Raw genomic sequence first — 15,586 nt, forward strand, 5'->3', positions numbered from 1 at the left:
AACGGCAGGCTCTCTCATTTGAATGGCTGTGATAAGGCCTGGCTCAAAAAAATAGCGGTGTCAGGGTGCGAAACCTGCACCGCCATTTTTTGTTTTACGCAACGTGTAACATCACGAATTTACAGACAACCAGATCATCTTGGCGATTTCGGCACGGGTCACGTCCGCTTGCGGATCGAAGCGCCCCCCGCCTTTGCCGCTCACGAATCGGAGCGCTTTTGCGTCCGCAATCGCGCTGCGCGCCCAATGGGATGCATCAGCAATATCAGTGAACGCATCCTCGTCACTAACCTCAGCCTTGTCTTTGTTTAAATAATTGTGCAGTCTCATCAGAATAACAGCCGCTTCTTCACGGGTAATCGTCTCTTCCGGACGGAATCGTCCGTCGAAGCCCGTTACCAGTCCAAGCTCATGTGCTTTGTGCACGTATGCCGCATAATATTTGTCGGATGCAACATCCGAAAATTCCGGGGAACCCGGCACAAGTTTGAAGAAGCCAAGCGCCTTCACCGCGACGACCGCAAAGTCTGCTCGCGTTACGGCATTATCTGGGAGGAATCTCGTCCCGTCAACGCCTTCAATCGCATGCCGAGCTGCCAGCTTGCTGATAAAGCCCTTCGCCCAGTGATCATCCGTATCGGCGAATGTCTTGCGGTATTCCAGTATCGCGTAACTTGAGAAATGGGTGGTGTTGAATATAACCTCATTGCCGTTGAACGTACCGCCCATATAGACTGCTTCCTTGCCATTCAGGTAATAAACGCCGGCCATATCCATATCCATTCCTGCCAGCTCTTTGTCCGTTAGCGTCCGAGTAACAGTGACCGCTTTGTCGAACTCGCGAATCGGCGTTATCGTGCCGTCACTACCAACATAATTTAATTCCAACTCGTATACGATTTTCGTGCCGTACATCGACTTGTCGCCCTTAATGACATTCGCCACCTGGTTGTCCACAGAGCCTTCTTGGCCGATACCCACGACCAGACGAATTGTGCCGTCCCCCGTTCTTGCTTGAACAGGCAGCGCTCCTGGCGGATATTGTATCGTTACGGGAGACGTAACAATTTTCAGTCCCTTACCACTCTTCTGCAGTGCCGCGATCGCTCCCGTCGGCAGCTCCAGTCTGATGGGCCCCCCGGTGTCGGCTTCCATTTGAATGACAACATAATCGCTTGTGGCGCCAACAATCGCCTTGTCAATCTGCGCTTTCGTTATTGCAAATGCAAGGCTTCCAGAAGTTGCCTTCGGTTTGACGACAATGACCCCATCGTTTACACTCGTTTCGGTGCCATTGTCCTCATTCACTTCTCCTACATTGCTATGGCCGCCTCCCGGATTGGGCTCCAGTTTTCGTCCAATTTTAAATGCCATGGTCTGATTAGAATTCATCTCAATCTCAAACTCATTGTTTTCAAATTCGATCTCGGATCCGGAGATCATCTCCGTGATGACTAAATCACCATTTAACCCCATTTCTTCAGGGTCAAATTTAATTGTCGCCGTATTGTCGGTTGTCTTAGAATCGTTCATAACCGTCAAATACACCGTGGATCCTTTTCCATAACGTTCCACATATACTTCAGGATTGTTGCTGGTGGCATATGTGATAGATTCCCAGCCGGCTTCCGCCACTTCTTCCACGATCGGCACATATTTCTTAAACAACTCGCGGTCTCTATTGTAGTATTCCGGAGTAATCCAGTAGTTGTTTTCGCTGGCATTTTTGCTAAATGCGCTCGGATAGATGCCGTAGAAGAGGAGACGCTGCATATACAACTCCATATATTCATTTGTGAAATGAGCGAAATCCGTGTTTTGCAGCATGTTGTACGGTTTCTGCGCGGAAAGCGTTCTGAAGCGGCTCAAAAGATAATCCGGATCCGGGTTGTAGGAATAATCTACTCCAAGCCAGTTGCGTTCATTGCCCATAATATCCAGCCACGGCATATACATCGAATAGCTATAAGGCGTTCCGTTAGACATCATCATCTTGTCCATGCCGTGCATGCGATCCGATAATTTCTTGACCAGTTCCCACGCGGCAAATGCGCGGTGAACCGCAGGCTGTTTTGTAATAGAAGAATACACCAAAGGCGTCTTCGCAGGACCGAAGTGTCCGCGTTCGTAATCGAGCGTATATGGCCAGCCATCAAGCGTGTCCAAATACTCTCCGTCCATCGCGTCCTCGCCACCATAACGCCTTTCCAGAATCTCATCGCTGTAATAAAGCTCGTACCCGTTCGGATAGTCAGGGTAGTCGGGATTCTTTAGATCGGGATTCGAGTTCACCATCCATCTCGCGCCATTTGTCCAAGGAGTCTGTACCATTTGGAGGATCGGATTGCCGAGAGCGTTTTTCATCCCCGCGACGACTGCCATTTGGGCAGGCAGGAAACCTTCTTCCGTCATCTTTTCCCGTTCTGAGATCGCGGTCTCAATCGTTTGCGGCAGGTTTTGGTCAATCTTCTGCCACCATGTGGATGGTTCAGTATAGTTAAAATCGTCGATATCGTTATCGATATGAAATTGGCGATCCGGATCGTTATCGTCGCCCTCTTTGTACTGGAAGCCAAAATCCTGCCAGTTAGGGATATCCGCGATCGAAGCGAACGGCATCCATATGCCTTGCTCCTTCGAACGAACGGTGTAGAACTCAGGGAAGAGCTCCGTATATTTATCGAACGAGCTTCTAAATCCCCACTCCGGATCGAAACGGTATATCACGAACGAAAAGTCCGCGCTGGAAGGAAAATTCGCTGTATCGGGAGACAAGCCGAATTCGAAAGTGATGAGCAACTGCTTCGTTCCCCGGTTGTAATCCAGCTTATAATGGGTTGGCTTGTTGTAATCGACCGCAAGGGCCAGAGACTTGCCTGATGCCTTATCGTATATCGCCGTAGTCGGGTAAAGTGACAACGGTCCAGTCTCAAAATCCGGTTGATCATTATTCGAATACGTATACGCCTCATCATATGGTCTGATAACTCTGCTTTGGCGAATATAATCGTCCCACACCCAGCCCGATGCGTTCACCGGCAGGGCAAACGATAACGTGACCGCCCGGTCTGACTGCGTTGTGTCGGTCAAACGGCCAGTGACTTTGATGGCGTTGTCCAACTCCTCAAAGTCCGCATCGACCTCCAGACCCAAATCCTCGACCCTGCCTTTATATTCATTCGCTGTACCGGCGCCTGTCCGACGGAATGCATACAAGTTGGAATCGGCTGCCTGATCTCTGATCAAGAATCCGGAAGGTACGCCGGGAACTTTAAGCTCCACATTGTCTTGCTTCAGCGAAGCGATGCCGTTATCGCCTAGCGACAAACTTAATCCGTCCTCCGTCTCCAGTGTCGTATAAGCATTCTGCGGCCGCTCATTTACCTGAGTTACCATCGCATTTTGGAGTTCGGCTCCCGTTGTGATTTCTCTTATCGAGAAATCGTCAAACCATACTTTGCCTGTATGTCTGCTGAACAGGGCATACAAGTAGATTGCCGATACTGGTTTCGGCGGATTATAATAGAACATGCGTTGCTGCCAATCATGCGTACCGTTCATAAACGAGATTGTTTTCGCGTTCAGCCATGTTCCATCGGCGAAAGCAATGTCCATATAGATCGCGTATCCGTTATCGATCTCACCGTCAACTTCTTCCGCCTTGCTCCAGCCGCTGATGGCCAACAAACGAGGCGTAGTCTGATACAGGCCAACCCCGGTATACATGCCTCCCTCATCGGTTGCCGACGTATTTTCCATCATAACGCCGGTCGTGCCGTTGCGTCCGCCCCCATTGTCCAGTGAATATCCCTTGCCGAACGGGTTCCAATCGTTGAGCAAGTTGCCGTTAGTGATTTCCATGCTTCCGTTCGTCACTTTTTCTATACCCTGTGTATCTGTCGGAATAACATTGTAGGCCGTTACACTGTCCAGTTCTTCTACGACAATGTTGTCGAACCACACCGTTCCGGTATGATTTCTAAATATACCAAATATCTTGATCGACTTAATCGGCTTTTCGGGTTCAATATATAGCGTCTTGTACTGCCAACCATGTGTGCCGACATCGAACTGAACATGAAAGCCCAATCCCTCGGTTCCGTCGTTGTATACAATATCGGCATATAAGGAGTAATCCGAAGAAATGTTTCCGTCGACATCCAGAGCTTTGCTCCAACCGCTAATCAGCAAAGGCAGGGCCTCTTCTCTGTTCAGCATCAGTTCCTGATAAATACCGTTTTCTGCTGCCTGAACCGATTCCCTAACGATTTTGGCTCCCCGCGAACCGCCTAGCCCCTCCGTATTGGCGACGCTATAACCGGCCAACCAACTATTCCATCCCGTGAAAGCGCCGTCCGCCATATTTCCCAGATCGCTATTTTGCAACAGATTGTCCGCCGGAATTGCAGGCTCTTCGAACGGGTATTCTTCGACTTTAAAATCGTCAAACCATACTTTCCCTGCCGTGTCCTTGAACAATGCATTAATGGTAAGTCTCTTGACCGGTTTTTCCGGGTTTATCGTATACTCGGCATACTGCCAGTCATGCGTGCCGGTATTTAGCGTTACGATCTGTCCCCATAAGGGCGTGCCGTCGTTGTATTCAATATCTACCCATATGGAGTAATTGATGCTTGGACTCCCCGCGACGCCTTCCGCTTTGCTCCAGCCGCCGAACTTTATCGGAGCAATGACACTGCGATTTAAAGTAATTGTTTGAGAAACTCCGTATTGCGAACCCGCTCCAGTATTATTCTCCATATAAATGGAGTTAGATCCGCTTTTCGCATTGGCTGAATCTAAGGTATAACCTAGATTTAGAGGTGCCCAGTTTGCTGCGTGATTTCCCGATACCGTCTCGAATGAAGGATTCTGAACAGTATCCGTTCGAAATTCTTGAACATTAAAATCGTCGAACCAAACTTCACCCGCTATGCCTCTAAATAATCCGTTTATCGTCAAGCTTTTAATCGGTTTAATAGGATTTATCGTAAACTCGATAAATTGCCAACCGTCCAACCCGGTGTCGAACGCTCGAGCATGTCCCCATTCAGACGTATCATCGTCATATAAGAGGTCTACCCAGATCGAGTATGCGGCAACGTCAGGACTATGAGTCCCGCTTATACCCTCCGCCTTGCTCCAGCCGCTGATCTTGACCGGTGCAATACTAGTACGGTTCAAATGGATGGTCTGATAGATGCCATAATTCGTATTCTCGCCGACGGTATTTTGCAAGTGAATGGACCGTGAGCCGTCATACACGTTTTCTGCCACTGTATCAACGGTATAGCTGCCTTCCGATATCGCCCAGTGGTCGGCAATGCCGTTTGATGCCGATTCAAACGAAGGGTTCTGCAAGACGGAATTGTAATTGCTTTCTGCGGCCGATACTTCGTTGATAAATTTTTTAAAGCCTGGAATGCTGATAGATGAAAAAAATAGCAAGAACGCAATTATGCAAGCAATACCGGTACGACATGTTTTGCCCATTTCACGTATAACCTCCTACTATAAGGTGTAACCGCATTCAAATCGTCATTCTATCGCGTCATTCTTTCACACTGCCAAGTACGATTCCGCTGACAAAGTACCGTTGCAAGAACGGATAAATCAACAGAATAGGGAGAGTGGCCACAAACACTTGTGCCGCTTTACTTGTTCGTTCCGATACGTGAATCAGCGTTTTTACTTCTTCGGGCGTAATGAAGCTGACATCCCGTTTAATCAAAATGGTCTGCAAGTAGCTCTGCAGCGGATAATTATGCGGATCGTTCATAAAAATAATGCCGTCAAACCAACTATTCCAGTGACCCACAAGCGAAAACAATGTGATCGTTGCAATTGCCGGCATTGCCAGCGGAACATAAATCGACCACATAATCCGAAAATGACTTGCACCGTCAATCAAACCAGACTCCTCAACTTCCTTTGGCAATGAACGAAAGAAATTAAGCAGCAGAATCACATTAAATACTGGTACCGCAGTCGGCAATACCAATGCCCAGATGGAGTCGATCAACCCTGTGCTCTTAACCGTAATATAATGGGGGATGAGCCCTCCGCCAAAGAGCATAGTAAAAACGAAATACCAAGCGTAAACGCTTCTCGAACGAAACGACCTCGAGCTCTTTGATAACGGGTAGGCAATCAGAATCGTCAACAAGCAATTGATTGCCGTACCCAAGACTACTCTCTGGGCCGAAACCCACGTGCCTTGCAAAAATTGTTCTTTCATAATAACGAATTTGTAAGAAGAAAGCGTGAACTCGACTGGCCAAAGCAAAACCTCTCCAGCTCCGGCCGCGCTTGCCGAACTCAAAGATAAGGCAAGCACATGAATGATCGGTACCAAACATAAAAATGCGGCAACCGATAAGAACGCGTAATTAAACCATTGAAAAGCTTGAAGGCCTGTTATCTTAAATCTGCTCATTGAAGCACCTGCTTTAAAAGATTCGATAGTTGGCGAACCGATAAGCCACGAAATAAGAAGTGGCGATCAGAACAAAAGATACCAAAGATTTGAAAAGTCCAAGAGCCGTGGCCACGCCATACTGCGCGCTCTCCAATCCCAAACGATAGATCAGCGTATCAATGATGTCTCCTCGTTCATAAACTAGCGGGCTATACAAGTTATAGACTTGATCGAATCCCGCATTGAGAACGTTGCCTAAGCTCAGCGTGCCCACTAGTACGATCATCGGCACAATGCCGGGTATCGAAATATGAATCGTTTGCTTCCAGCGGTTGGCGCCGTCAATTTTGGCCGCCTCGTACAGGGAAGGGTTTATGCTGGTCAAAGCAGCCAGATAAACGATTGTGCCGAAACCGAATTCCTTCCAGACATCGGAGAGAACCAGGACAAAAGGGAACCAGTCGTTTCTGCCAAGAAAAAATACTGGCTCCAGTCCTAAGAAAGATATCGCCTTGCCAACCAGTCCATTCGACGGGGATAGAATGTCGACCAGGATCCCCCCCAGAATGACCCAAGACATAAAGTGCGGTAAATAGACGAGCGTTTGGACGGTTCTCTTGAACAGCGTCTTTCTGACTTCATTCAGCAACAGCGCAAAAAGAATGGGCACGACAAATCCGACTACGATCTTCAGCACGGCAATGAATACGGTGTTATAGATCACCTGGAGGGTATCTTCCATGGCGAATACAAACCTGAAATTGTCCCAGCCGACCCAAGGCGAATGAAACACTCCTTTGCCGGGATTAAATTTCTGAAAGGCAATCATGATACCTGCCATCGGGATGTAGCAATAGACAAACACCAACAGCACGCCTGGAAATAACATGGCATGGAAAGGCCAATTAATTTTATGTTTTTTTCTCATTTACGCTCCTGACCTTCTTTAATAATGAGGGAGGACCGTTTGGACCTCCCTTCGAATCTTATCATCTAACAGTTTGATACCACTCGTTTACTTCTTTCGTGATGTCGTTGCCGCCGAGGGACTTCCATTGTTCGACGAAAGAATCGAATTCTTCCAGCGGAGCGGCACCGACGATAATTCTCGTGAAAACTTCCTCCTGCTTTTTGGACAACGTACTATTTTTTTCGGCCATTGAAGGTGTCAGCGCACCGAAATATTCGTTAAAGACAAAACGGTTCTCCTGGGTGTACTGATACATGGTTTCGAGCGTGCCGCCTTGTTTCAACTGCATAGCATAACCCCAATGGTCGGTATTTCCGTTTAAATAATCGGTCATAAAATCGTACAAAATCAATTCCGAGTCCGGCAGAAGCGTCGGGTCTTTTTCGGCCAACGCCTTCGAGATTGCCTTGCCTACCACCGGAAAACGGTCTTGCTTGCCCACGAATGTAGGATTCAATACATAATAGGTCTGATCAGCTCCGCCTTCAATTTGGATTTTCCCTTTGACGTATTTCGCGGCATTCGGGTCCGTTGCCGGAGCATCCATTGCCCAGATGGATTGGTTATACATTTTAATAATCGCTTCGGGGTTTTTGGCTTTCTTGGATACAACATAATATAATCCGGTCGATTTTTGCAGCTGCGCCTTGGCTATTTGATCATCTGCCGACACAATCGGGTATACGCCCCAATCCTGAATGACTTTACCGTCTTTTACAGCCCCGGCTTGCAAGGGATAATTCCCGGTCCAGAAGAGGCCGTATGTGATGCCGATTTTGTCCTGGGCGATCAACTCCGCTTCTTTAGCCAGATCCTTGACGCCAAACTCCTTGTCTATCTCACCGTTCGCGTACATCTCTTTCAGCTTGGCCAACGCGTTTTTCATTTCCGGTTGAATGCTGCCGTATACGAGCTCGCCCGCTTCGTTTTTCAGCCAAATGTTGGGGTAGGCATGAAATCCGTTAAAGAAGCCCTGCAAGCCCAACGATCCGCTCATGAGATCCTTCTGAAGCGCCAATCCGAATGTATCATCCTTGCCGTTGCGGTCCGGATCGTTGCGGGTAAATGCCGTCGAGATCGCCTCCAGATCCTGCATCGTCTTAGGCGGCTGCAATCCCAGCTCGGCGAGCCAATCATTGCGGATAAATAAATAGGTCGAATCGTTATGAACGCCGTTCGTGTAAGGCAAAGCCATCATTTTTCCATTAATTTTCGTAGAATCCAGCTGCCCGCCGCCGTCTCGCGTCACGTACTCTTTCGTATACGATGTAGCGTATTTCTCGAAGATTTCGCCGATATCCATCAGCATATCCGCATCCAGCAATTGCTGGAATTGAACGCTGTTCACTTGCATAAGATCGGGAATATCGCCGCTGGCGATCGCAATGTTCACTTTCTGATCATACTGGGATCCGTCCACGCTCCAGAGATTTTTGATCTTGATCCCCAAATCGTTTTCATAGGCGGCGTACACACCGTTGCGATCATAGCTTTCGCCCTGATCCCATATGATTGAAGGATTCATGGACCTGACTGTCGTGACCTCGACCGGAGGGTCATATTTCTGCATGGGGTCAAAATCTTGTTCCGGAGTCTTGGACGATGATGCCGAAGCTGTCTCTTGCCCTGCCGTTGATGTTGAAGACTTGCCTTCCTGCGATTCATTGCTGCACGCGGCGACAAAAAGACATGCTGCGGCAACTCCCACTAATACGAGTTTCCTGTACACTCTGAGATCCCCCCTAGATTTCTTGGATGAATGCGTTCTCATCTCAGTTTGATTATAAGCAGTGAAACTTTCGTATGTAAGATACGAGTTATGACCTCTTTTCCATGCTTTTCTTTACTTCGCGATATTCTTGCGGCGTCATTTGCACCTGGCTTTTGAAAAAACGAATAAACGCCAAACTGGATTGATAGCCTACAGCCTGCGCAATATCCTGCACCTTCATATCACTTTCAAGCAGCATAAATTGAGCTCTCTCGAGCTTTAAATCCAATACATATTCCCGCAAACCTCGACCGGTCATTTGTTTATACAGCCTAGACAAATAAGATGAGTTAAAATTCGCACGCTCCGCCAGCGTCTTCAAAGACACATCATTCATCAGATTATGTTCGACATAATCATGAATTTTTTCGATCACGCCATGGGATTGCTCCCGCCTTTCTTTTTCGATGCAGTCGAAAATATAAAGCGCCGCCTCGGTAAACCGGCTTTTGATTTCGCTGGCGGATTCCGAATCGATTGCCGTATAAATGCGTTTGGGGTCGTAGAGCTCGCGGGCAATGGCTCTCCTGTTTGTTTTGGAAATATAGTAGACAAGGGTGGAAGCCAAACCGTGAAGATAACCTAACCGATAATAGACTGCCGTCTTATTGTCGAATGATACATCCAAATATTCTTCAAACGTTTGGAAAAAGAGCCAACGTTGATTGTTTTCCAGATAATCCGTCAACCTGTTCAGTCTTTCGAAACGCGGTCGCTCTTCTTCGCCTTCTTCCGAGAAGTCGGCGTCACTGCTGCCAGCGCGATCGGCCAGCTCATCGTCCGTGACCAAAATTTCTCGGTTTACGCCAAGCCCCCAGCCTAACTCCAGACACAGGTCGTCGTATTTTGGCGCGATATCGCGCCAAATAACAGGCTTTCTGCCGATCAGTATCGATAGGGTGATCTGAAATAAATTTCGGCAGGTATTCTGAACGTTCTCGAAAATCCCCAGCAAAAGGTCCGGAAAGGTTTCCGATAACGTGTCGCTTTCCGTGCCGCTTTCAACTTGTTGGATGAGCCAGATACATTTGGATGGTTCATTGGGGATCGCGAAGTATCGGAACAAATTGGGCGCATATTCCTCGAATACATGCTGTACCAAATAAATCGATTGAATTTCCTCCGGCTCCAGGTTGTCCCCCGTCTGCCCGTCTATGCGCCCGATCGTCACGAAGACGGGTTTGGAGGGATCAAGCGGGATTTGCAACAAATCGAATTGGTTTTTTCTTATTTCGGCGGATACTTGTTTCCCCCGCAGAATGTCCCCCAAATATGCTCTTTGCATGTTGGGAAGCGACTCTCGCAACTGCTCCTTCGTTTTGGCGTAGAGTTCGTCCCGTTCGAATTCCTCATTTAGCGATCGAATGGCTTTATCGACGGATTCAACGATTTTCTCATCGTCTTCGGTCTTCAGAATATAATCGAATGCGCCCAGCGAAATGGCATCCTTCGAATATTTGAAGTCGCTATAGCTGGTCAAGAGAATAACTTTGCACCGCGGCCAATGATCTTTGATTTGTTTCAGCATTTCCAAGCCCGACATACCGGGCATCTTGATATCGGATATAACGATATCGACTTTGTTGGATTTCATTAAATGGAGTGTTTCAAACGCCGAGACGGCGGACAGAATCTCCAGGTCCTCGCGATGCAAATCCTCGAAAAATTGCACCATACTCTGCACGATAATAGGCAAGTCGTCGACAATCAGCAATCTGTACATGACGATCCGCTCCCTCCGCTTATCCTTACTTCCACTTTTAATCCGCCCAGACTGCTGCGGGATACTTCGATCCCCGATTCGTCGCCGAACTTGATCCGCAGCCGATTGTGAATATTGATTAAGGCCGTTCCTTCGCCTACGGACGTTTCCCGAGCATTTAAACTTTGGCGAATATGTTCGATGACCGAGGACTCAAGTTCATCTCCATTGTCTTCAATAATGGCAGAGACACCGCTTCCATTTTGCGAGAATGAAAGCTTCAATATACCATTTGTCAATTTATTCTCGAGCGAATGCTCGAACGCATTTTCCAGGATGGGCTGCAAAATCAGACGCGGTACTTTTAAGGCCAGCGACTGGGGAGGCGGAGGCTCCAATACGATTTGTACCCTTTCGGTATAACAAATCAATTGAATATTGGTATAAGCTTTTGCAAACAAAAATTCCTGTTCCAGCGTAATTTCGTCTTGTTCATCCTTGGTTACATAACGCAAATATTCGCCGATGTACTTGGCAAAAACGTATGCGCGGTCATTGTCCCCCGCCTTGATCAATCTGGCCAATATAAAATGGTTATTATAAAGAAAATGGGGATTAATCTGCGACTGGAGTCTCTTTAATTCCGCTCTCTGGCTATTGATTTTCTGCTCATACACTTCCCCTATCAGCTGACCAAGCCGATTAATCATATTGTTGAATCTTTCGTACAAAAATCCGAATTCGTCTCTTCTGTCATGAGAAATTTTGACCTGCAAATCCCCCGCTTCCATTCTGCGAAAGGATTGAACCAAATACACCAACGGTCTGTGAATAATGCGCCGGATCCAATAGGAAAACAAAAAAATGAAGCCTATGGAGGTGATGGACAGAATCCAGAACCAAACGGTATACAATCGCACAGGCCCCATAATCTCCCTCTCGGGAATAAAGGTCATGTAGGTCAAACCAAGATAATCGGAGCTTTCGTAGGCTGCATAGTACTCCCTGTTTTCTACTTGGATAAAACCCGATCCGCTATTTTTATTTTCATGGACGGTATCGGCAATAAAATGGACGAAAGCTTCCGTATCCGCAATAGAGCTTGCATTGGCAATCACGCGATTATTATGTTTGTCCAATAGCAGCGAGCCTTCATTTTCGAAGGTTCTTTTGCTGTTCATGGATTTGATAATCTCATCGGTAGAAAGCTCGATCGAAAGCAAATACAACAACATTTTGTCGGCGACATCCCTTCCCGGATAGGGCAAACTCATAAACAACCGGCTATCTATCATCAGCAGCCGATTCTCGTTATGCCGACTAAGAATGTCAAGCCATTCCTGATCGATACTTGTCAAATACTCATAGGCTGTAATTGTTCTGTCGATGGCGGGGATAAATATCCCCGTATTTTTAATCAACGAGCTGGACATCTGCATAATCTGCAGACGTTTTTGCAAGGCAAGCGTGATCCGAAACCGTTCAAAGATATCGAGACCTTCGCTAATGGTGCTAAGCTGCAACAAATCCGCATCCATCACATAATCGCTTTTGAGCCGGGTAATTCTTTCGATCTCGTCTTCCATATTGTCGATGTAAGAACTTACGCGAAACTGCAAGGAGCTTGTTATTTGCGATTTATTTTGTTCCGCTCCTTTTATGTTAATAAAAAGATTCGCCACATAGAGCGGTACCGCTACCAGCAGGAACGCCATAAGCAGTTGATTATATATGGTGCGCGGTCTCATAAGCTTCAATGCTCCACCTCCAAGCCTCAGCTTCAGTCGGTATTCCAAGCTTGTACGGCAACATCCCAATTTCCGTTTATGCCGACCTCTCTCGTTTCTCCCGGGTTGATCCAAAAGTAATTATCTTCTGCAACCATCTCGTTTGAGTTGGCCGAGCTTATGCTCACACCAACGGCGGGTATGTTCCCTGTGTTTCGGATAATCAATTTATCGCGATGCCTCTCGCTTTGCAGCGTTGTTCTCGGCAATCGGAATAGACAGCCTCGGTCGGATAAATAATTAAGCCAGTAGAATGACCGATATCTGACCCTGCCCTCCACTCGCAGCTCGCAAACCATAAACAAAGGCGTATGGTTTATTTGCTCTTTTGTTAAAGAGAACTGGCCCAATTGCTGGCGAATGGGGATCGTCCCGTGCCCGCAAAAAAACGTTTTTTTCACTTCCCGCAGCGTCGAACCGAATGCCGTCACTTCAACCTCCCAGTTTTGACCGGCGAGACAATTGGAATCATCCAGAATAAAAACGGGTGCATCCATCGGAGAATCCCCTGGATTTAAGCCGTCCAGCAGAACAACGGCAGCAAGCGGAGAATAGGCATCCTGGACAAAATAATAAGCAAGTTTGGGCGCGCCATACCAATCGACTATCGACCAGGAGACGGACGGGCAGTTATCGTTCAGTTTGTAGAAGGCAACCCCCGCTGCTTCCGGCCACCGTGTTCTGGCTAATTCGAGCGTATGGCGCATTCCTGTAGCCTGTGCAAGCTGCGTTCCCAGCACAAACGCCTCCATGCTGCTATTGTCGATAAAATCGGCAACGTAATGCGACAGCCTGCTCATATCTTCATTGCGATTAAACACCGGGGTCTTATGGGCAAACGTCCCGAACGGCGGAGGCGGCCACGCTTCCCATTCATGTTGCGGAATGTATTTCTTTACCGACTCCAGGTTTGGAGCCGATGCGAGGCCGAACTCGCCAAGGAACGGCGACTCCAGCTTTAAATTACGATCCAGAGGCTGACGCCCCCAATAGACATCGTAATTGTTCAGGCTGCCTCCCCACGGCTGCGTGCGTCTGAAAGTTCTTGTCCCATCCAATTCGTAGCTTAAGCGCCCCATCATATCAATGGCTTCGCCAGTCGGATCCGGCGACTCGTTGCCTCCGCCCCACTGAACGAGCGACGGATGATTGCGCAGGCGCATCATATTTTGTCTCACGGTTTTTTCCAGAATCGAGATCGGTTGAACTTTATGACTGTCCCAAGCCGTCGGCCATTCTTGGTAGACCATAATGCCCATACGGTCGGCCAGGTCGTAAAATTCGTCCGTTTCCGGCAAGCCCGCTCCCCAAGCGCGCATGAATTGAATATGGGATCGGCGAGCCAGATCCATAAACCGCGCGTATCTCTCCTTATCGAATCTCATCAAAGCGTCAATGGTGCACCAGTTGGTTCCTTTGGCGAAGACGGCTCTCCCGTTAACTTGCAGAACCCAGTTGTATAGCTCGGGATCCGGTCCTCCCGGCAATGGATTAAATTGAACTTGTCTTACACCGAAGATGACCTCCTTCCGGTCGCCAATACCCTCCTTCGGAATAAAAATCAGGTTCATGCGATACAGATGGGGATCCCCCAGCCCATTGGGCCACCATAACCTATGTTCCGGTATCTGAAACTCGAATTGCATCTCCGGCCCGATCTCCGACGACCGGACTTCATACTCGAAACCGAATGAATTCCCATCGAAATTATCCGGCTCAATTTCGACATACAAAGTGCCTTCCCGTTCGTGCGTTCCTCCCTCCAGATGAACCGACAAATTCATCGTGCCTGCCATGAAATCTCTTGTTGCAATAAAGGGATTTTTTATTTCAACGACCGGCTTTTCTTCCAAAATAACCGTTCTCCAAATGCCTGTAGCCGGCACATCGATATAATGCCAGCCGTACACATTGTTAAACACAACCGTATCCATCCACCCTACGTTCATGCCGATCCAGTAAGGATTGGGCTCCCCCTCGCTGATTCGATAAGGCGCTGGCTCCAGTCTGACCAACAAGGTGTTGCAATCCTTCTTCATCGACTCGGCAATATCGAATTCGAAAGAGGTAAACATGCCTTGATTGGCAGCAACCTGATGATCGTTGAACCAGACGGTGCAGGAGTCGCATACCCCATTAAATACAATTCGCATAGCCGTCGAATCGGCAGGAATTTTTATTTCCTTTTTAAACCACCATGCGCAAAAACTCTGATCTCTTGCAATTGAATCATTTTTCCCTTCATAGGGATCGGGAATTTTTCCGGCATTCATCAATGCGGTGTGAACGCTTCCAGGAACGACGGCCGGCCACCACTCTCCCGACGGTCCGTTCGTTTCCTCGGAATGTTTAGAGATGAACCATTGATCATCCAACATGTATTTTCGAGCATAGCCCGCTTTCGATGGATCTTGCGGAGTTACCCTATCCATTCTAACATTTACGGATTTTTTGCTGAAGGGTATGGTTCCCGGATTAAAGGACAAACGCTCTGTCTCATCCAGACTATTTCGTGTAATCAAACGGATCTCTTCCTCTCAAATTGGCATTACGTACATTATATTCGCAGCCGTTGCCCATCTATAGAGACACTTCTTTACAATGAAATAGATATTCTTTTACTTTTCGAATAATCATTGCCGGACCCAAATAAAAAGGCCCCGAACAACCCTGCGCGGTGCAGGATCTTCGGGGTGAGTCAATCGTGATTTGAATAAACCAGCAGGTCGTACGTGCGGCCATGTTGTACTAACATTAATCCTGCGGCTTGATCGTCGGTTTGAGCGGCAAATGGATGACGGCGCGAAGGCCGCCGCCATCGCGGGCCTCGTAGCGAAGGCCGTAGGCTTCGCCGTAGTGGAGCTGCACGCGCTGATGCACGTTGCGGATGCCGTAGCCCTTGTCGGACGCGTCGCCCCGCACGATCGCGGCGAGCCGC

8 protein-coding genes are annotated in these 15,586 nt (G+C 48.0%); all 8 read right to left on the reverse strand.

Going from position 1 to position 15,586, the window contains the following annotated elements:
- Nucleotides 1–111 precede the first annotated feature (111 nt).
- On the reverse strand, nucleotides 112–5,493 hold the full coding sequence (locus tag PAT3040_RS12115; RefSeq protein ID WP_108992860.1) for an S-layer homology domain-containing protein: 5,382 nt from the start codon (nucleotides 5,491–5,493) through the stop codon (nucleotides 112–114).
- 58 nt (nucleotides 5,494–5,551) lie between these two features.
- Nucleotides 5,552–6,436 (reverse strand): carbohydrate ABC transporter permease, encoded by an 885-nt coding sequence (locus tag PAT3040_RS12120; RefSeq protein WP_087569097.1) that lies wholly within the window; start codon nucleotides 6,434–6,436, stop codon nucleotides 5,552–5,554.
- Between the two features lie 13 nt (nucleotides 6,437–6,449).
- On the reverse strand, nucleotides 6,450–7,346 hold the full coding sequence (locus PAT3040_RS12125) for an ABC transporter permease (RefSeq protein ID WP_108992861.1): 897 nt from the start codon (nucleotides 7,344–7,346) through the stop codon (nucleotides 6,450–6,452).
- Between the two features lie 61 nt (nucleotides 7,347–7,407).
- Entirely contained in the window at nucleotides 7,408–9,117 is a 1,710-nt protein-coding gene (locus PAT3040_RS12130) for an extracellular solute-binding protein (protein WP_181376580.1), read from the reverse strand.
- A gap of 88 nt (nucleotides 9,118–9,205) precedes the next feature.
- Nucleotides 9,206–10,882, reverse strand: coding sequence for a response regulator (locus PAT3040_RS12135; RefSeq protein ID WP_108992863.1), 1,677 nt, complete (start codon nucleotides 10,880–10,882; stop codon nucleotides 9,206–9,208).
- Nucleotides 10,867–12,609 carry a sensor histidine kinase gene (locus PAT3040_RS12140; protein ID WP_258234955.1) on the reverse strand — a complete coding sequence of 581 codons (1,743 nt, stop codon included), beginning with the start codon at nucleotides 12,607–12,609 and terminating at the stop codon, nucleotides 10,867–10,869. The genes PAT3040_RS12135 and PAT3040_RS12140 overlap by 16 nt, the downstream gene beginning before the upstream one ends.
- A 32-nt stretch (nucleotides 12,610–12,641) precedes the next feature.
- The gene (locus PAT3040_RS12145; protein WP_108992865.1) at nucleotides 12,642–15,170 is read right to left on the reverse strand and encodes a glycoside hydrolase family 2 protein; all 2,529 of its coding nucleotides are present in this window, start codon (nucleotides 15,168–15,170) and stop codon (nucleotides 12,642–12,644) included.
- A gap of 232 nt (nucleotides 15,171–15,402) precedes the next feature.
- A partial coding sequence (locus tag PAT3040_RS36975; protein WP_181376581.1) for a sensor histidine kinase occupies nucleotides 15,403–15,586 on the reverse strand: 184 nt, incomplete at its 5' end.

The sequence above is a fragment of the Paenibacillus agaridevorans genome, from assembly GCF_003112455.1.
GTDB classification, from domain to species: Bacteria; Bacillota; Bacilli; order Paenibacillales; family Paenibacillaceae; genus Pristimantibacillus; species Pristimantibacillus agaridevorans.